Here is a 17,054-nt window from a genome sequence, read left to right on the forward strand (position 1 = left end):
CTCCTGGGGTTCAAAGCGGATAGGCGGGCGCTGCGCCCTTGACGGTCAACCACTGCCACTGGGTGAACTCTTCCAGGTTCGCCGGGCCGCCGATGCTGCTGCCGTTGCCGGAGGCGCCGACGCCGCCGAACGGATTGACCACCTCGTCGTTGACGGTCTGGTCGTTGATGTGCAGCAGGCCGGTGCGCAACTGCTCGCCCAGCGCCATTGCGCGGCCGACGTCGGCCGACAGCACCGCCATCGACAGCCCGTACTCGGTGTCGTTGGCCAGGGCGACGGCCTCGGCATCGGTGTCGAACGGCACCACCACCGCCACCGGAGCGAAGATCTCCTCGCGGAAGGCCGGGTTGTCGGGGGTGACGTCGCTGAGCACGGTGGGCTCGAAGAACAGGTCGCGGTAGCCGCCGCCGGCGGCGACGGTGGCACCGGCCTCGCGCGCGGCCGCGACCAGGCGCGCGGCGTGATCGCGCTGGGTCGCATCGATCAACGGGCCGAGCGCGACCTCGCCGCTGGCCGGGTCGCCGACGCTCAGGCTCCTGGCCTTGGCCGCCAGCCGCTCGACGAACTGCGGGTAGAGTGCGCGCTGCACCAGCACGCGGCCGGCGGACATGCAGATCTGGCCCTGGTGCAGATACGCGCCCCAGGCGGTGTTGGCGATCGCCAGATCCAGGTCGGCATCGTCGAGCACGATCAGCGAGTTCTTGCCGCCCAGTTCCAGCGACACCTTCTTCAGATGACGGCTGGCCGCCTCGCCGACCTTGCGCCCGGCCGCGGTGGAACCGGTGAACTGGATCATCGCCACGTGCGGATCGGCGGTCAGTGCGGCGCCGGCGCCGCCATCGCCGGGCAGCACGTGCAGCACGCCGGCCGGCAGGCCGGCCAGTTCGAACAGCCGCGCGATGACCGCGCCGCCGCAGATCGCGGTGCGCGGATCGGGCTTGAGCACCACCGCGTTGCCCAGCGCCAGCGCCGGCGCCACCGCGCGCATGGCCAGGTACAGCGGGAAATTGAACGGCGCGATGACGCCGACCACGCCCAGCGGACGGCGCCGCGCCAGACTCAGGCGCCCCGCCGCGGAGGGCAGCACCTCGCCGGCGCTGCGCGACGGCAGCGCCGCCGCTTCGTGCAGGGCGGTGGCGCACAGGGCCGCTTCGAAGCCGGCCTTGCCTTGGGTGGAACCGCTCTCGCGCACCAGCCAATCGGCGATCTCCTGCTGAAACCGCTCGGCCAGTTGCGCGGCCTGGCGCAGTACCTGCGCGCGTTGCGCATACGGCGCCGCGGCCCAGCCGCGTTGCGCCTGCGCAGCGGCGGCGGCCGAGACCGCGACCTGCGCCGGGCCAGCCAGGCCGACGCGGCCGAGCTGCTCTCCGCTGGCCGGCGCGATCGCCTCCGCGCTCTCGGTGGCGGCCTGCCACTGACCGGTGAAAAGCGCTCCGTGCCAAAAATCGTGCTGCAGCAAAAGCGTATCGTTCATGCGGGTGTTCTCCTGGGAATCGGGGTTGCCGGTCATGCCAGTCGCGCGCTCAGGAAGGCGGCGGCATGTTCGATGGCGCGCACGGCGGCCGGCAGCACGCCGGCCATTTCGACGAAGCCGTGCACCATGCCCGGCAGTTCGACGTACTCCACCGCCACCCCGGCCGTGCGCAGGGCATCGGCGTAGTGGCGGCCGTCGTCGCGCAGCACGTCGCAGGCGGCGGTGTAGATCAAGGCCGGTGGCAGTCCGCGCAGATCGGCCGCGCGCAGCGGCGACAGCCGGCTGTCGCTGGAGTCGTACTCGGCCACGAACGGCGCCGACATCGCCTGCATCACCGCCAGCGTCAGCGGCGGCACATGCGCGTTCTCGTGGCGCGCCGCAAAGTCCTGCGATGCCGGCGACAGATCCGTACTCGGATAGAACAGCGCCTGCGCGCGCAGCGCCACCGCACTGCCGCGCAACTGCTGACAGGCCACCGCCGCCAGACTGCCGCCGGCGCTGTCGCCGGCCACGGCCAGGCGGCCGGCATCCAGGCCCAGCTCGCCGGCGTGCGCCGCCAGCCAGGCGATCGCCGCGACCACGTCCTGCGGGCCGGCCGGGGCCGGATGTTCCGGCGCCAGCCGGTAGTCCACCGCCACCACCGCGCACGCGGCCGCCTGCGCCAGGCGCCGGCAGACCGGATCGTGGGTGTCCAGATCGCCGGCACTCCAGCCGCCGCCGTGCAGATAGACGATGGCCGCGGTGGCCTGCGGCGCGCTGACCGGCCGATACAGGCGCAGCGGGATCGGACCGGCCGGCCCCGTGGCGGTCAGCGCACGGACCTCGGCCACCGGCAACGGCGTGCCGCCGAGCAGCGCGCCGATCTGACCGTAGGCCTGGCGCAGCTGCGGGATCGGCAGGGTCTCCAGCGGGGGCGCGCCGCTGGCGGCCATGCCTTGCAACACCGCCAGCACGTCCGGCGCCAGCCGCGAAGGGTCGAAGAGAGGGGACTGCATGGCGTTCGCTCCAGGAAAGGACAGAGGTGAGGACACGGGGGTCAGTGGGCGCCGCCGGTGCGTGGCGACAGGCCGCGGCGACGCGCGCACGGCGGGCCGGGCGGGTGGATCATCCCTGGTCGCCGCCGCCCACCGGCAGCACCGTCCCGGTGATGTAGGAAGCCTCGTCCGAGGCCAGGAACAGGATCGCCGCGGCCTGCTCGTCGAGCGTGCCGTAGCGTTTCATCAGGCTCGATTCCACGGTCTGCGCGACGATCTGCTGATACCAGGCCTGCGCCTGCGCGCTCTGCGCATCGGCATTGCGCGGCACCCGCCGCGGCGGCGCCTCGGTACCGCCCGGGGCGACCGCGTTGACGCGGATGCCATGCGCGGCGTGCTCGAACGCCAGGCACGCGGTCAGCGCGTTGACCCCGCCCTTGGCCGCGCCGTACGGCACGCGATGGATGCTGCGGGTGGCGATGGAGGAGACGTTGACGATCGCCCCACCGCCCTGCGCGATCATGTACGGCAGCGCCGCGCGGCATCCCCACAGCGCCGGGAACAACGAGCGCCGCACCTCGGCCTCGATCTGCGCCGGGGTGTATTCCTGGTACGGCTGCGCCCAGATGGTGCCGCCGACGTTGTTCACCAGCACGTCGATGCGGCCCATCTGCGCCTGCGCGAACTGCATCGCCCGCGCGTTCTCCTCGTAGTGTTCCAGGTCGGCCACCAGCGTGGCGACTTCGGCCGGCGCCAGTGCCTGGGACAGTTCGGCGACATGGGCGGCGCGGTCCACCAGCACCAGCCGTGCGCCCTCGGCGGCGGCACGCTCGGCCACGCGCAGGCCGATGCCCTGCGCCGCGCCGGTGACCACCACCACCTTGCCGGCGAAACGCGCGCTCATGCGGCTCGTTCCTGCACCGGCGCCACGGCGCTGGGGGTGAACTTCTCGTAGTGGAAGGCGGCCGGAACCAGCCCGATGCCGGAAAAATGCGTGCGCACCGCTTCGACCATCGGCGGCGGTCCGCACAGGTACACGTCCACGTCGCCGCCGTGCAGGGCATGCGCAGGCAGGTGCTCGGTGACGTAGCCGGTGCGCGGATGCGCCGCCGCCGGATCGACCACGCAGGTATCGAACGTGAACCAGTCGGCCTGCTCGGCCAGCGCCTGCAGGCGCTCCAGCAGCACCAGGTCGGCGCCGCGGGTCACGCCGTACATCAGATGCACCGGATGCGCGCAGCCGCTGGCCTGCAATTGCGCCAGCATCGACAGGAACGGCGCCAGGCCGGTGCCGCCGGCCAGCAACAGCAGCGGCCGGGTGATCTCGCGCAGGTAGAAGCTGCCCAGCGGGCCGTTGAGGTCCAGGACCTGTCCCGGCGTGGCCGCGTCCAGGTAGGCGCTCATCAGGCCGCCGGGGACGCGCCGGATCAGGAAGGTCAGCGTGGACGCACCCGGCGCGGAACTGAAGGAATACGCGCGCAACTGGCCGCTGCCGGGCACGGCGATGTTGACGTACTGGCCGGGCAGGAAGGCCGGCGCCGGGCCGATCGTCTCCAGGGTCAGTTCCAGCGCGGCGTCGGCATGCGCGACCACCGCCGCCACCGTGGCCTGGAAGTGCACGCTCCCGGTCTTGCAGACGAGCGAGGTCGCCGGCACCGCCACGGCGCAGTCCGACTGCGGCCGCATCTGGCAGGTCAGGACCATGCCGGCGGCGGCTTCATCGGCGCTGAGCGCGTCCTCGATGTAGTCCTCGCCCAGATCGTAGCGCCCACGTTCGGCGCGGCACTTGCAGGTGCCGCACACGCCGTCGGCGCAATCCATCGGCAGGTTGATGCGCTGGCGGAAGGCGGCGTCGAGCACCGTCTCGCCGTCGTTGCAGTCGATGAAGCGGGTGATGCCGTCTTCGAAATTCAGCGCGATGCGATAGGACATGGCGGTTGCTCGCAGGTGCGTGCCGATCAGACGTGGTAGACGTCGACGACCTGGCGGATGTAATCGTTCTTCAGCACGATGGTCTTGCGCGCGATGCGCAGCGCGTCGTCCTGCCGGCGCAGGGTCAGCGTCACCGTGCCGAAGAATTGGTCGGTGACCTTGTAGCGATGGCTGAGCGTGTGGAAATTGTGCCGCACCTCGATGTCCTGCCCGTGCTCGGACAGCACCTCGATGTTGCTCAGGTTGTGGCTGGTGCGCGGCTCCGGCGTGGAGGCGCCGGAGCGCTCGGTCTTGATGCGGAACACGCGGTCCTCCAGCCCGGAGCGATCGGCGTAGTAGATCAGCGAGATCTGCGACTGCGGATCGTCGGTGAGGCGGTCGTCGTCGTCCCAGGCCGGCATCCAGTACACCGCGTCCTCGGCGTACAGGGTCAGCCACTCGTCCCACTGGCGGTCGTCGAGCAGGCGCGCCTCGCGGTACAGGAAGGCGCAGATGGTCTGGTAGTCGGTGCTCATGCCGTACCCTCGCGTTCGCGTGCGATCGCCTCGCGCATCGCCTCCGCCCAGTACGCGTGCTGGCGCACGAACAGGCCTTCGTCCTCGCTGCGCTCGCCCGACAGCAGCGGCGCCAGTCCCATCCGCCGCGCATTCTCGTCGGGGCCGTCGATCCACAACGGCGCGCCGCGGCTGAGATCGTTCCACGGCGCCGCGCCGGCGGCGTAGCCGGCCTGGCACGCGCGGAACTCCTCCAGGTCGTCGGCGGTGCCCATCCCCGAGACGTTGAAGAAATCCTCGTACTGGCGGATGCGCAGCGCACGGTCGCGCGCGCTTTCGCCCTTGGGCGCGAAGCAGAAGATGCTGACCTCGGTCTTGTCCACGTCCAGCGGCCTGACCACGCGGATCTGCGTGGAGAACTGGTCCATCAGGAACAGGTTCGGATACAGACACAGGTTGCGCGTCTGCTCGACGATGAACGCGGCGCGGTCGGCGCCCAGGCGCTGCGCCAGTTCCTCGCGCTGCGCGTACACCGGGCGCACTTCCGGGTTCATGGTCTTGGTCCACAGCAGCAGGTGCCCATTCTCGAAGCCGTACACGCCGGCGACGCTCTTGCTCCAGCTGCCGGCATCGACCGCCGGGGTGCCTTCCTGCTTGCGCCGGCTCATGGTGGCGGCGTAATTCCAGTGCACGGTGCTGACGTGGTAGCCGTCGCAGCCGTTCTCCATCTGCAGCTTCCAGTTGCCGTCGTAGACATAGGACGAGTTGCCGCGCAGCACTTCCAGCCCCTGCGGCGCCTGATCGACGATCTGGTCGATGATGATCCGGGTCTGCCCCAGGAACTCGTGCAGTGGCGCCACGTCCTCGCGCAGGCTGCCGAACAGGAAGCCGCGGTAGCTCTCGAAGCGCGGCACGCGCTTGAGATCGTGGCTGCCGTCCTGGCCGAACTGCGGCGGGTACTGGGTGGTCTTCTCGTCCTTGACCTTGAGCAGCTTGCCGGTATTGGAGAAGGTCCAGCCATGGAACGGACAGGTGAAGCTGCCCTTGTTGCCGTGCTTGCGCCGGCACAGCATCGCGCCGCGATGCGCGCAGGCGTTGATGACCGCGTGCAGTTCGCCGTGCTTGTCGCGGGTGATCACCACCGGCTGACGGCCGATGTAGGTGCTGTAGTAGTCGTTCGGCGCGGGGATCTGGCTCTCGTGCGCCAGATAGATCCAGTTGCCCTCGAAGATGTGCTTCATCTCCAGCTCGAACAGGTCGGCGTTGGTGAAGATGTCGCGGCGGCAGCGGAACCTGCCTTCGGCATGGTCGTCCTGCACTGCGCTGGCGAGCAGGTCGTCGAGCGCGGTCGCTTTGTCGATGACGGCGGACATGTGGCGTTGTCTCCTGGGGGAAGGCGGCGGCCGTGCGCGGCGGCAGGCCGCCGCGACGACGACGGACGCGGTTGGCGCAGCAGACGCCTAGGCGGCGGCGCGCCGGCGCAGCGGGTTGGCCTGGTTGTCGACGCCGTCGACAAGCGCGGTGAGGCGGAAGTCGAAATGGATCTCGGCGAACGGACCGTCCACGCCATTGGCGGCGATGCTGGCCGCGTCGCTGTGCTCGACGATCGCCGGCACCAGGCCGTCACGGGTGGCGTAGGCGAAGTCGTCGTTGACCAGCGGGTCGCCGGCGATGTTGATCTGCGTGGTCAGCTTGCGGTGGCCGTCGGCGCCGACGAAGAAGTGGATGTGCGCCGGACGCTGGCCATGGCGGCCGAGCGCGAACAGCAGGCGTTCGGTCGGGCTGCCCGGCGGCACGCCGTAGCCCTTGGGCACGATGCTCTGGAAACGGTACTGGCCGTTGTCGTCGGCGACGATGGTGCGGCGCATGTTGAACGGCGCCTGCTTGCCGGTGGGATCGAAGTGCGAATAGAAACCGCGCGTGTCGCAGTGCCACACCTCCACCGTGGCGCCGGGCAGCGGGCGGCCGTCGGCGGCGTACACGGTGCCGTGCATGATCAGGGTATGGCCGTTTTCGTCGCTGCCGTCGTCGAGCCGGGCGAAGCCGTGCGCCACCGGCGCACCGGCCACGTACAGCGGCCCTTCGATGGTGCGCGGGGTCGGATTGTCGATGCCCAGTTCGGCGTCGATGGCGTCCAGGCGCAGGTCCAGGAAGTGGTCAACGCCCAGCCCGGGCGAGATCAGCCCGGCCTGACCGGCCGCACCCAGGTCGTTGAGCCAGGCGACGGCGGTCCAGTATTCGTCGGGGGTGACGTTCAGGTCGTCGATGGCCTTGAACAGGTCCGACAACAACCGGTGCATGATCTGCTTCGCCCGTGCGTCGCCGCCGGCCTGGTCCAAACCGCAGACCGACCGCAGAAATGCCTGCACGTTCGCAGTCTCGAAAATCTTGACGCTCATCGTATGGTCCCTTCTTTGCTCATGGTGGCGTTGGCTGCCTTGAGACGTTCCCCTCCCCAGGGAAGCGTCGTTGCTTCGGTTCTAGCGATCGTCCTCGTACAGCGAGGACGGGTGCCGGCACAGCGGCGTGACGGCGATACGCATGTAGGGAAACAGCGGCAGCGACAGCAGCAGGGCGTGCAACTGGGTGTTGTCGGCCACGTCGAAGATGCTGACGTTGGCGTATTGCCCGACCACCCGCCAGATGTGCCGCCACTGGCCGCTGCGCTGCAGTTCCTGGAAACGCGCCTTTTCCTGCGCCTTGAGTTGCTCGGCGCGCTCGGGCGGCATGTCGCCGGGCAGGTTCACTTCCATGGTCACGTGGAACAGCATGGTCATGGCTCCTGGCTGGGCGCGACCGGCACCGCCACGCGGCGGCGGTCGCGACGGAAGGCATCCACCCGCGCCTCGTCCAGGGCGATGCCCAGGCCCGGCGCGCGCGGTACGTGCAGATGGAAATCCTCGTAGCGCAGCGGCTCGGCGAGGATCTCTTCGGTCAGCAGCAGCGGCCCGAACAGTTCGGTGCCCCACTGCAGATGGGGGAAGGTGGCGAAGACATGGGCCGAGGCGATGCTGCCGATCGCCCCTTCCAGCATCGTGCCGCCGTACAGGCCGATGCCGGCGGCATCGGCGATCGCGGCGACCTTCTGCGCGGCGAACAGGCCGCCGGATTGTTCGATCTTCACCGCGAACACGTCGGCGGCGCCCTGCTGGGCGGCCTGGAAGGCGCTGTCCGGGCCGTTGAGCATCTCATCGGCCATCAGCGCGATCGGGAAGCGCCGCATCAGCCGCCGCATCGCCGCCAGCGACGCCACCGGCTGTTCGACCAGTTCGCAGCCGGCGTCGGCCAGCGCCGGCAGCGCGCGCACCGCCTCGGTCTCGCTCCAGGCCATGTTGACGTCCACCCGCACCGCGCCGCGCGCCCCCAACGCGCGCTTGATCGCCGCCACGTGGGCCACGTCCTCGGCGACGCTGCGCGTGCCGATCTTCAGCTTGAACACGTTGTGCCGGCGCTCGGCGAGCATGCGTTCGGCCTCGGCGATGTCGCGTTCGGTGTCGCCGGAGGCCAGCGTCCACGCCACCGGCAGGCGATCGCGCAGGCGCCCGCCCAGCAGCTCGGACACCGGCAGGCCGAGCCGCTGGCCGTGGGCGTCGAGCAGCGCGGTCTCGATCGCGCACTTGGCGAAATGGTTGCCCTTGACCAGGCCGCCGATCCGCTGCATCAGCGCCTGCACCGCGCAGGCATCGGCCCCGACCAGCAGCGGCGCGATGTAGCGGTCGATCGTCAACTGCATGCCTTCCGGGCTCTCCGCGCCGTAGGCCAGACCGGCGATCGTGGTGCCCTCGCCCAGCCCGACCACGCCGTCGCTGCAATGCAGGCGCACCAGCATCAGGGTCTGCCCGCGCATCGTCGCCATCGACAGGCGATGCGGGCGGATCGTGGGCAGGTCGAGCAGCAGCGTCTCGACGCGTTCGACGGTGGCGGTGGTGGGGTGCGGTGACATGGCGCCGATTCTTGGCCCGGCACGGCACTGCCGTCCAAGACTGAATGCAGCACCATTTCATACCCTGAAGATATAGTATGGCGGTAAACCTAGACGTTCATGATTTGCTGCAGCACAGCATACTTTGAATGTCATGTAACTTTCCGCCACAGCGAGCGTCTATGGATCTGCGTCAACTCCGCTACTTCGTGGCCGTCGCCCGCGAACGCAACTTCACCCGTGCCGCAGAAATCCTGCATATCGCGCAACCGCCGCTGAGCCGGCAGATCCAGCAGATCGAACAGCAACTGGGCGTGCCGCTGCTGGTGCGGCGCAGCCGCCCGCTGCGTCTCACCGACGCCGGACGGCTGTTCTACGAGGAAGCGCTGCAGGTGCTGGGCCGGGTCGAGCAGATGACCGAGGCCGCGCGCCGGCTCGGCCGCAGCGAGCGCCGCGTGGCCTCGATCGGCTTCGTCGCCTCCACCCTGTACGGCGGTCTGCCCACGGTGGTGCGGCGCCTGCGCCAGGCGCGACCGGACCTGGAAGTGCGCCTGGTCGAGCTGATGTCCAGCCAGCAGGTGGAAGCGCTGAAGGAAGGCCGCATCGACCTGGGCTTCGGCCGCGTGCGCAGCAGCGACCAGCATGTCGAACGCCTGGTCCTGCGCGAGGAGCGCCTGGTCGCGGCGATCCCGATGGAACACCCGCTGGCCGCGGAGGACGCGCCGCTGCCGCCGGCGGCGCTGGCCGGGCAACGGCTGCTGCTCTATCCCAGCCATCCGCGCCCCAGCTTCGCCGATCAGGTGCTGTCGCTGCTGCAGGATCACGGCGCGCATCCCAGCGAACTGCAGGAGGTGCGCGAGCTGCAGACCGCGCTGGGCCTGGTCGCGGCCGAGAGCGGGATCTGCCTGATCCCGGCCTCGGCGCGGTCGATGCGCAGCGACCTGCATTACCGCCTGATCGACGACGAACACGCCACCTCGCCGATCATCATGAGTTATCGCCGCAACGACGACTCCGGCCTGGTGGAACTGACCAAGCAACTGATCCGCGAGATGTATGCCGAGCATCCGCCGTGGCTGGACGTGTCCTACAACCGCTGGAACGCACCGTAACCCCGGCCACCGGCGCCTATCCGGCATACACTGGCCGCCGCGCGCGGCCCCGTGCCCACGCGCGCCGCCCCTTCGCCGCCGCCGACGCCATGCCTCCCACCTCGCTTGCCCCCGCCTCCGACGACCCGATCGCCCTGACCCGCCGATGGCTGGAGCGCGCGGTGATCGGGCTGAACCTGTGTCCGTTCGCCAAGGCGGTGTACGTCAAGCAGCAGGTGCGTTTCGTGCTCAGCGATGCGAGTACGCCCGAGGCACTGCTCGAACAGCTGGCCGAGGAACTGGTGCTGCTGCGCGACACCCCGGCCGAGCAGATCGACACCACGTTGATCGTGCATCCGAACGTGCTGCAGGACTTCCTGGACTACAACGACTTCCTCGACAACGCCGACGCCGCGGTCGAGGCGCTGGACCTGCACGGCATCCTGCAGGTGGCCAGCTTCCATCCGCAGTACCAGTTCGCCGGCACCGCGGCGGACGACATCGGCAACTACACCAACCGCGCGCCCTACCCGACCCTGCACCTGCTGCGCGAGGACAGCGTGGAGCGCGCGGTGGCCGCGTTCCCGGACGCGGACGTGATCGTCGAGCGCAATCTGCAGACCCTGGAGACGCTGGGGCTGGAGGGCTGGAAGCGGGCGGTTGGGGAGCGGGATTCGTGATTGGGGATTCGGGATTCGTAGAAGCGGGATTTGCGACGGGGCGTGGCGCCACGCGCTTTTGCCAATCCCCAATCCCGACTCCCTAATCCCGGCCCTCGAACAGCACCGCCACGTCCGCCGCCTCCAGCACCCGCCACTGGCCGGAAGGCAGATCGTCCAGGCCGAAGCCGCCGATGCGGCTGCGGTGCAGCGCGACCACGTGGTTGCAGACCGCCGCGAACATGCGCCGCACCTGGTGGTAACGGCCTTCGTGCAGGGCCACGCGCACCTGGCGCGGTCCCAGTGTCTCCAGTTGCACCGGCAGCAGCGGCGTGGTCTCGCCGTCGAGCATCAGCGTGCCGCTGGCGAACTGCGCGGCCTCGTCGCCGCGCAGGTCCTCGGCCAGGGTGGCCTCGTAGACCTTGGCCAACCGCGCCTTGGGCGAGACGATGCGATGCAGCAGCGCACCGTCGTCGGTCATCAGCAGCAGACCGCTGGTGTCGCGGTCCAGCCGCCCCACCGTGGACAGCAGCGGCGAGCGCAGGCGGAAGCGCGGCGGCAGCAGGTCGTAGACGATGCGTCCCGGATCCTTGGTCGAGCAGGTGTAGCCGACCGGCTTGTGCAGCGCCAGGATCAGCCCGGGCGGCGGGTCCAGCGGCTCGCCGTCGACGCGGATCGTGGCGTGCGGCACTTGGTCGTCGGCGTACAGCACCTCGCCCTCGGCGTCGGTGATGCGGCCCTCGCGGAACATCAGCGCCACCTGCTTGCGGCTGCCGTAGCCCAGGTTGGCCAGGTGCTTGACCAGTTTCATCGGCGCGCTCCGGCACGGCTGCGCACCGCGTGGATCAGCTTGAAGCCGTCGCGGGTGGCGAGCACCTCGGTCTCCCCGAAGCTGGCGTCGAGCACCGCCTCGTAGGGCAGATGCCGGTTGGCGACCAGGAACAGCCGCCCGCCGGGCGCCAGCGCCTGCGCCGCCACCGCGATGAAGCGCCGGCCGATGTCCGGCCGCTCCATCCGCCCCGGCGCATGGAACGGCGGATTGCTGACGATGACGTCGTACTGCCCCGGCAGTCCGGTGGTCACGTCGTGCCAGTGGAAACCCAGCGTCGGGACGGCCGGCGCCTGCGCCAGATTCGCGCGCGCCAGCGCCAGCGCGCGCGCGTCGGCCTCGAACAGGTCCAGCGCGGTCAGTTGCGGGCAACGTGCCAGCAGTTCGGCCGACAGGTAGCCGTAGCCGGCGCCGAGATCGGCGGCACGGCCGCGCAGATCGGCGGGCAGGTGTTCGGCCAGCAGCGCCGAGGCCGGGTCGATGCGATCCCAGGCGAACACGCCCGGGCGGCTGCGGAAGCGACCGTCGAGAATCGGCCGCACCGCATCCAGCGTCGCCCAGCGCTGCTGCAGCGCGGCGTCGTGGCCGCCGTCCAGCGGCGCGGTCCAGTACACCCGGCAGTGGTGCTTGGTCAGCTTGCCGCCGAGTCCAGCCAATTGCTGCAGGTCGTCCTCGCCGGAGCGCGCGCCCTCGTTGTTGGCCTGGCAGGCCACCACCATGCCGCCCGGCGCGGCCAGCGCCACGGCGCGCGCCAGCAGCGCCCGCGCTTCCTCGCGCTGGCGCGGCGGCAGCACCAGCACCAGCGCGTAGCCGCCTGCGTCGGCGGCGCCGTCCTGCTCCGCACGCGCCGTCCAGCCGCCCTGCTGCAGCGCGCTGGCGAACGGCCGGTAGTCCTGCTCGCAGACCAGTTGCGGCGGCTGCGCGTGCTGGCGCAGCGCCCAGCCGTCGCGGGCGCGCAGGAACAGCACCTTGCCGGCAGGCCAGCGCAGCACGCCCTGGGCGAACGGCAGGAACAGGGTGTCGAGGGGGGCGTCTTGCGCAGCCGGCATCGGGCGTGAGTCATCGGAACAGGGACGCGCATTCTACCGGCAGTGCGCGGCGACCCCGGTTTTGCGCGAATCCAACGCATCATTGATGTTCCGGCAACATCGCCGCGCCTAGTCTGCAAGGCACCCAATGACCGGAGAGGCAGCATGCGCGCAGTGTTCATCGGCGGCGTCGTCGACAACAGCGAAGTGGACCTGGATGGCAGCCAGCCGCCGTTGCACTACCCGGAGAACACCGGCACCGGGCGTCCGCGCTACCGCCTGCACCAGCGCGGCGCACGCGACGACGGCAGCGTGGTGTATGCCGTCTATGCCGCCCCGGAACTGGGCGACACCGAAGTGGAGCGCGTCTTCAACGAACGCGGCTACGCGCGCCGCTTCGGTGTGGAACCGGCGCCTGTGGAGCACTGACGCCGGGCTTCCGGCTCGGTCAATCAATCGTGCAGGAGCGGCGTCGGACGCGACCAGGCCTTGCCAGGCGCATCCCGGTCGCGGCCGACGCCGCTCCTGCACGCGTCAGCAGAGATGGATTTGCCCTCGTGCTCACTCGCGCGATTTTCGATTGCAGCAAACAAGGCCGGCTTCCAGGAAGCGGCTGCGGTCGTGGTTTTCCCTGTTTTTCGAAGCACGCGGCCGCGCGATGAGATGCGCGATGCAGCAGCCCTGGGGGCACGCGCCACACCTTCCGCAGTGGTCCTTTGCAGGAACGGCCTAAGCCGCGATCGGGCTTCACCATGAAGCCTACGTCGCAGCCATCAATCCCGCGCCGCGACCGAAGCCCCCCCTACGATCGATGCGGAAACACGCGGCTAACCAGACCGCTCACTTCCCCGGCTTCGGCGTCACCCGCCACACCACATTGCCGACGTCGTCAGCGACCAGCAGCGCGCCCGGCTTGTCCACCGCCACGCCGACCGGGCGGCCCTGCGCGCGGCCCTCGGCGTCGAGGAAGCCGGTCAGCACGTCCTGCGGCTTGCCGCTGGGCTTGCCGTTGGCGAAGGGCACGTAGATCACCTTGTAGCCCGACGGCGGGTCGCGGTTCCAGGAGCCGTGCTGGCCGATGAAGGCGCCGCCGCGGTAGGGCTGCGGCAGCAGCGCACCTTCGTAGAAGGCCAGGCCCAGCGAGGCGGTATGCGCGCCCAGCGCGTAGTCCGGCTTGATCGCGCTGGCCACCATCTCCGGGTTCTGCGGCTGCACGCGCGCGTCCACGTGCTGGCCGTAGTAGCTGTACGGCCAGCCGTAGAAACCGCCCTCGCGCACCGAGGTCAGGTAATCCGGCACCAGGTCGCTGCCGATCTCGTCGCGTTCGTTGACCACGGTCCACAGCGTGTCGGTGCCGGGCTGCCAGGCCAGGCCGACCGGATTGCGCAGGCCGCTGGCGAACACGCGGGTGGCGCCGCTGGCGGCGTCCACTTCCAGGATCGCGGCGCGGTTGAGCTCCTGCTCCATGCCGTTCTCGGCGACGTTGCTGTTGGAGCCGACGCCCACGTACAGCTTCTTGCCGTCGCGGCTGGCCAGCAGGCTCTTGGTCCAGTGGTGGTTGATGCCGCCGGGCAGGTTGGCGACGAAGCTGGGCGCGGCGGTGATCTGGGTGTCGCCGTCCTTGTACGGGAAGCTGACCAGGGCATCGGCATTGGCGATGTACAGACGGTCGCCGACCAGGGCCATGCCGAACGGCGAATACAGGCCCTTGAGGAACTGCGTGCGCACTTCGGCGACGCCATCGCCGTCGGCGTCGCGCAGCAGGGTGATGCGGTTGGCGCTGGGCACGGCGGCGCCGGCCTTGGCCATCATCGCGCCCTGGATCTTGTCGCGCAGGCCGCCGCTCTCCTTTTCCGGTGCCGGCGGCTCGGCGGTCTCGGCGACCAGCACGTCGCCGTTGGGCAGCACATACAGCCAGCGTGGATGGTCCAGGTCGCGGGCGAAGGCCTGCACCGCCAGGTCGGCGGCCGGCATCGGCGCGGCGCCATCGGCCCAGCGCTTGACCTCGGCGACCTTGACCGTGGGGATCATGCGCTTGACCGGATCGGGCAACACCGGATCCGGCCCCATGCCCTCCTCGATGGCGTGCTTGGCGGTGTCGCCGCAGGCGGCGAGCAGGGCGGCACTGAGCGCACACAACACCCAACGGGCGCGAATCGGCGAAGACATGGCCATGTGTCTTGGATATCCGGGAACACGGGGGAACGCCGATGATGCACAGCCCCGACGCGAAAAAAGTGAAAGATGCGTCAAGAGGCGTCGCCGCGCGGATCGGTCTCCCAGGGCCGCGCCGGCAACTGGCGCACGCTGCGGATTTCGTCCAGCCACAGGTAGCGGTGCCGGGCCGGATCGTCGAGGTCGTCGATGCGCACCTGCGCATTGCTGCCCTCGTTGCCATCGGCGTCGCGGAACTGCTGGATGCTGGGCCGGACCGACACGGTGCCGAAGCACACGCTGCCGTCGTGCAATTCGATGCGCACATGCGCCTGCCCGGGCAGTTGCAGGATCAACGCTTCCAGCGCCTGGATCTGCGCCTGGTCGGTGTGGATACGCTCGGCAAACTGGGTCATCGGCGGACTCCTGAGGGGGAACCGCAGCACCCTAACGCCGGCCGCGTGAGCCGGCGGGCAAGACCGCGCTAACGCTGCCGCGCGAAGCGCACCGCCGAGACCAGCTGCGCCACGCTGTACGGCTTGGCCAGGTGTTCCTGGAAGCCGGACTGCAGCGCGCGCTGGCGATCGTCGGCACGCGCCAGCGCAGTCACCGCGACCGCCGGCAGTTCGTCCGCGCCCAGGCCCATGTTCTCGCGCACGGTGCGGATCAGCCCGTAGCCATCCATGCCCGGCATGCCGATGTCGGTGACCATCACGTCGATCGCCGCATGGCCGCCGCCGTCGAGCACCTCCAGCGCCTCGCTGGCCGAGCCCACCGCGACCACCTCCGCGCCCTGCTCCTCGAGCAGGCGCCGCAGGTAGTCGAGCATGTCCGGCTGGTCCTCCACCGCCAACAGGCGCACGCCCTTGAGCGAATACGCCTCGACCACCTGCTCGGCCATCGCGAACGCGCGCACTTCGCGCAGCGGGCGCGAGCCCGGCGCATCGCGGTGCAGCGGCAGGCGCACGGTGAAGACCGAGCCGCAGCCGCGACCTTCGCTGGCCGCGCTGATCTGGCCGCCGTGCATTTCCACCAGCTGCTGCACGATCGCCAGACCCAGGCCGAGGCCGCCGTGCAGGCGCGTGGTGGTGCTGTCGGCCTGGCGGAAGCGCCCGAACAGATGCGGCAGGAACTCCGGCGGAATGCCGTCGCCGGAATCGCGCACCGCCACGCTGACGTGCTCGCCATCGTCGTCGAGCGCGATCGCCAGGGCGATGCGCCCGTGCGCGGGCGTGAACTTGATCGCGTTGGACAACAGATTCCAGAACACCTGCTGCAGGCGCGTGGCGTCGCCCAGCACCATGCACGGCTGCGAGGGCGCCTGCAGGGTCAGCGCCTGGTCCTTGCCTTCGGCCACCGGCTCCTGCGCGCGCATCGCCTCGCGCACCTGTTCGGCCAGGTCCAGCGCCTCCACTTCCAACTGAACCTTGCCCAGCAGCATGCTGCTGAGATCGAGCATGTCCGAGATCAGCCGCTGCTGCGCACGCGCGCTGCTGGCGATCACCGACAGGCCCTTGCTGCTCGGGTCGCCCGGCGGCAGCCGCTGCAGCAGCAGGTCGCTCCAGCCGAGGATGGTGGTCAGCGGCGTGCGCAGTTCGTGCGACAGCGTCGCCAGGAACTCGTCCTTCAGCCGCGCCATGCTCTCGGCGGCGTTGCGTGCGCTGCGCTCGGATTCCAGCAGTTGCTCGCGCGCCAGTTCGATGTCGCGGCGTTCGGTGACGTCCGGACTGCTGCCGGCCAGGCCGATGAACTGGCCCTCGGCGGAATAGCGCGGCACCGCGGTCATTTCCACCCAGCGCCACTCGCCGTCGTGGCGGCGCGCGCGCACCAGCGCGCGCAGGTTGCGCTGGTCGTGCAGCGCGTTGCGCAATTCGTAGGCGAACACGCCCACGTCTTCCGGATGCAGCACGTCGCCCCAACCCGGGCGCGCAGCATCGGTATCCAGATCGATGCCGAAGAATTCGGCATAGGCGGTGTTGGTGAAGCGCAGTTCGCCCTGGGCGTCCAGCACCCACACCGGCATCGGCAGGCCCTCGGCCAGCGCGCTGAAGCGCGCCTCGCTCTCGGCCAGGTCGCGCTCCATCCGCTTGCGCTCGGTGATGTCGAGGAACTGCACGGCGACCTGGCGCAGTTCCGGCGCGCCGACGCGGAACGAATCCACCGCCCACCAGCGGTCCAGCGCAGTCGCGAAGTTCTCGAACTTGTCCGGACGGCCTGTCAACGCGACGGCGCCGTAGCGCTGGAACCAGTGCTCCTCGTGGGTCGGCGAGATCTCGCGCATGCGCCGCCCGACCACGTCGCGCAGGCCGGTCTCGCGCTCGAAGGCCGGATTGACCTGCAGGAACACGTAATCGACCGCGCGCTCGCCCTCGAACAGCATCTGGATCACGCAGAAGCCGGAATCGATCTTGTCGAAGATCTCGCGGTACTGCAGGTCCGTCGCCTGCGCGAACGAGGAAGCGGTGGAGTCTGGACTGGCATGCATGACGGACTAGCT

Annotated in this window: 17 protein-coding genes; 3 read left to right on the forward strand and 14 right to left on the reverse strand. The window is 70.0% G+C overall.

All coding sequences use genetic code 11. The features are described 5' to 3' along the window. Positions 1 to 10: 10 nt before the first annotated feature. From RAB70_RS00645 to RAB70_RS00685, 9 genes are all read right to left on the reverse strand, one after another. Entirely contained in the window at positions 11 to 1,474 is a 1,464-nt protein-coding gene (locus RAB70_RS00645) for a benzaldehyde dehydrogenase (protein WP_148828001.1), read from the reverse strand. A 32-nt stretch (positions 1,475 to 1,506) separates the two neighbouring features. After that, entirely contained in the window at positions 1,507 to 2,469 is a 963-nt protein-coding gene (locus RAB70_RS00650; RefSeq protein WP_148828002.1) for an alpha/beta hydrolase, read from the reverse strand. 109 nt (positions 2,470 to 2,578) lie between these two features. Further along, positions 2,579 to 3,352 carry a 1,6-dihydroxycyclohexa-2,4-diene-1-carboxylate dehydrogenase gene (locus RAB70_RS00655; RefSeq protein WP_017908781.1) on the reverse strand — a complete coding sequence of 258 codons (774 nt, stop codon included), beginning with the start codon at positions 3,350 to 3,352 and terminating at the stop codon, positions 2,579 to 2,581. Then, positions 3,349 to 4,380 (reverse strand): benzoate 1,2-dioxygenase electron transfer component BenC, encoded by a 1,032-nt coding sequence (gene benC / locus RAB70_RS00660; RefSeq protein ID WP_017913082.1) that lies wholly within the window; start codon positions 4,378 to 4,380, stop codon positions 3,349 to 3,351. The genes RAB70_RS00655 and benC overlap by 4 nt, the downstream gene beginning before the upstream one ends. Before the next feature lie 26 nt (positions 4,381 to 4,406). Further along, positions 4,407 to 4,895, reverse strand: coding sequence for a benzoate 1,2-dioxygenase small subunit (gene benB / locus RAB70_RS00665; protein ID WP_017908779.1), 489 nt, complete (start codon positions 4,893 to 4,895; stop codon positions 4,407 to 4,409). Beyond that, a complete protein-coding gene (locus tag RAB70_RS00670) occupies positions 4,892 to 6,247 on the reverse strand; it encodes a Rieske 2Fe-2S domain-containing protein (protein ID WP_148828003.1) in 1,356 nt (451 codons plus the stop codon). Before RAB70_RS00670 ends, benB begins: the two co-directional genes overlap by 4 nt. A gap of 87 nt (positions 6,248 to 6,334) precedes the next feature. After that, positions 6,335 to 7,273, reverse strand: a complete 939-nt coding sequence (gene catA, locus RAB70_RS00675) for a catechol 1,2-dioxygenase (RefSeq protein WP_148828004.1) — start codon at positions 7,271 to 7,273, stop codon at positions 6,335 to 6,337. Between the two features lie 81 nt (positions 7,274 to 7,354). Beyond that, on the reverse strand, positions 7,355 to 7,645 hold the full coding sequence (gene catC / locus RAB70_RS00680; RefSeq protein ID WP_170268170.1) for a muconolactone Delta-isomerase: 291 nt from the start codon (positions 7,643 to 7,645) through the stop codon (positions 7,355 to 7,357). A 2-nt stretch (positions 7,646 to 7,647) separates the two neighbouring features. Then, complete coding sequence (locus RAB70_RS00685; protein WP_148828006.1) at positions 7,648 to 8,817, reverse strand: muconate/chloromuconate family cycloisomerase; 1,170 nt, start codon at positions 8,815 to 8,817, stop codon at positions 7,648 to 7,650. Between the two features lie 161 nt (positions 8,818 to 8,978). On the opposite strand from RAB70_RS00685, the gene RAB70_RS00690 reads away from it, so the two are divergent. Together RAB70_RS00690 and RAB70_RS00695 are read left to right on the forward strand one after the other, a co-directional pair. Further along, entirely contained in the window at positions 8,979 to 9,908 is a 930-nt protein-coding gene (locus RAB70_RS00690) for a LysR family transcriptional regulator (protein ID WP_017908774.1), read from the forward strand. A gap of 89 nt (positions 9,909 to 9,997) precedes the next feature. Further along, positions 9,998 to 10,567, forward strand: coding sequence for a DUF1415 domain-containing protein (locus tag RAB70_RS00695; RefSeq protein ID WP_148828007.1), 570 nt, complete (start codon positions 9,998 to 10,000; stop codon positions 10,565 to 10,567). Positions 10,568 to 10,649: 82 nt separating this feature from the next. Here RAB70_RS00695 and RAB70_RS00700 read toward each other — a convergent pair whose 3' ends face one another. Then, entirely contained in the window at positions 10,650 to 11,357 is a 708-nt protein-coding gene (locus RAB70_RS00700; protein WP_148828008.1) for a pseudouridine synthase, read from the reverse strand. Then, positions 11,354 to 12,424 carry a class I SAM-dependent methyltransferase gene (locus tag RAB70_RS00705; protein WP_148828009.1) on the reverse strand — a complete coding sequence of 357 codons (1,071 nt, stop codon included), beginning with the start codon at positions 12,422 to 12,424 and terminating at the stop codon, positions 11,354 to 11,356. The genes RAB70_RS00700 and RAB70_RS00705 overlap by 4 nt, the downstream gene beginning before the upstream one ends. A 144-nt stretch (positions 12,425 to 12,568) precedes the next feature. Between RAB70_RS00705 and RAB70_RS00710 the strand changes: the two genes are divergently transcribed. Beyond that, entirely contained in the window at positions 12,569 to 12,832 is a 264-nt protein-coding gene (locus RAB70_RS00710; RefSeq protein ID WP_017908770.1) for a hypothetical protein, read from the forward strand. Between the two features lie 411 nt (positions 12,833 to 13,243). Here the strand turns inward: RAB70_RS00710 and RAB70_RS00715 are convergent, their stop codons facing one another. The 3 genes from RAB70_RS00715 to RAB70_RS00725 form a co-directional block, all read right to left on the reverse strand. Next, the gene (locus RAB70_RS00715) at positions 13,244 to 14,578 is read right to left on the reverse strand and encodes a sorbosone dehydrogenase family protein (RefSeq protein ID WP_170268221.1); all 1,335 of its coding nucleotides are present in this window, start codon (positions 14,576 to 14,578) and stop codon (positions 13,244 to 13,246) included. 74 nt (positions 14,579 to 14,652) lie between these two features. Beyond that, positions 14,653 to 14,973, reverse strand: a complete 321-nt coding sequence (locus RAB70_RS00720; RefSeq protein ID WP_017908768.1) for a DUF3247 family protein — start codon at positions 14,971 to 14,973, stop codon at positions 14,653 to 14,655. A 68-nt stretch (positions 14,974 to 15,041) separates the two neighbouring features. Further along, positions 15,042 to 17,042, reverse strand: coding sequence for an ATP-binding protein (locus RAB70_RS00725; RefSeq protein ID WP_017908767.1), 2,001 nt, complete (start codon positions 17,040 to 17,042; stop codon positions 15,042 to 15,044). Positions 17,043 to 17,054 lie beyond the last annotated feature (12 nt).

This window comes from Xanthomonas sontii (genome assembly GCF_040529055.1).
Taxonomy (GTDB): domain Bacteria; phylum Pseudomonadota; class Gammaproteobacteria; order Xanthomonadales; family Xanthomonadaceae; genus Xanthomonas_A; species Xanthomonas_A sontii.

Coding starts and splice junctions, on each gene's coding strand:
- RAB70_RS00645 (WP_148828001.1), bottom strand. CDS start 1,474: ATGAACGATACGCTTTTGCTGCAGCACGATTTTTGGCACGGAGCGCTT.
- RAB70_RS00650 (WP_148828002.1), bottom strand. CDS start 2,469: ATGCAGTCCCCTCTCTTCGACCCTTCGCGGCTGGCGCCGGACGTGCTG.
- RAB70_RS00655 (WP_017908781.1), bottom strand. CDS start 3,352: ATGAGCGCGCGTTTCGCCGGCAAGGTGGTGGTGGTCACCGGCGCGGCG.
- benC (WP_017913082.1), bottom strand. CDS start 4,380: ATGTCCTATCGCATCGCGCTGAATTTCGAAGACGGCATCACCCGCTTC.
- benB (WP_017908779.1), bottom strand. CDS start 4,895: ATGAGCACCGACTACCAGACCATCTGCGCCTTCCTGTACCGCGAGGCG.
- RAB70_RS00670 (WP_148828003.1), bottom strand. CDS start 6,247: ATGTCCGCCGTCATCGACAAAGCGACCGCGCTCGACGACCTGCTCGCC.
- catA (WP_148828004.1), bottom strand. CDS start 7,273: ATGAGCGTCAAGATTTTCGAGACTGCGAACGTGCAGGCATTTCTGCGG.
- catC (WP_170268170.1), bottom strand. CDS start 7,645: ATGCTGTTCCACGTGACCATGGAAGTGAACCTGCCCGGCGACATGCCG.
- RAB70_RS00685 (WP_148828006.1), bottom strand. CDS start 8,817: ATGTCACCGCACCCCACCACCGCCACCGTCGAACGCGTCGAGACGCTG.
- RAB70_RS00690 (WP_017908774.1), top strand. CDS start 8,979: ATGGATCTGCGTCAACTCCGCTACTTCGTGGCCGTCGCCCGCGAACGC.
- RAB70_RS00695 (WP_148828007.1), top strand. CDS start 9,998: ATGCCTCCCACCTCGCTTGCCCCCGCCTCCGACGACCCGATCGCCCTG.
- RAB70_RS00700 (WP_148828008.1), bottom strand. CDS start 11,357: ATGAAACTGGTCAAGCACCTGGCCAACCTGGGCTACGGCAGCCGCAAG.
- RAB70_RS00705 (WP_148828009.1), bottom strand. CDS start 12,424: ATGCCGGCTGCGCAAGACGCCCCCCTCGACACCCTGTTCCTGCCGTTC.
- RAB70_RS00710 (WP_017908770.1), top strand. CDS start 12,569: ATGCGCGCAGTGTTCATCGGCGGCGTCGTCGACAACAGCGAAGTGGAC.
- RAB70_RS00715 (WP_170268221.1), bottom strand. CDS start 14,578: ATGGCCATGTCTTCGCCGATTCGCGCCCGTTGGGTGTTGTGTGCGCTC.
- RAB70_RS00720 (WP_017908768.1), bottom strand. CDS start 14,973: ATGACCCAGTTTGCCGAGCGTATCCACACCGACCAGGCGCAGATCCAG.
- RAB70_RS00725 (WP_017908767.1), bottom strand. CDS start 17,042: ATGCATGCCAGTCCAGACTCCACCGCTTCCTCGTTCGCGCAGGCGACG.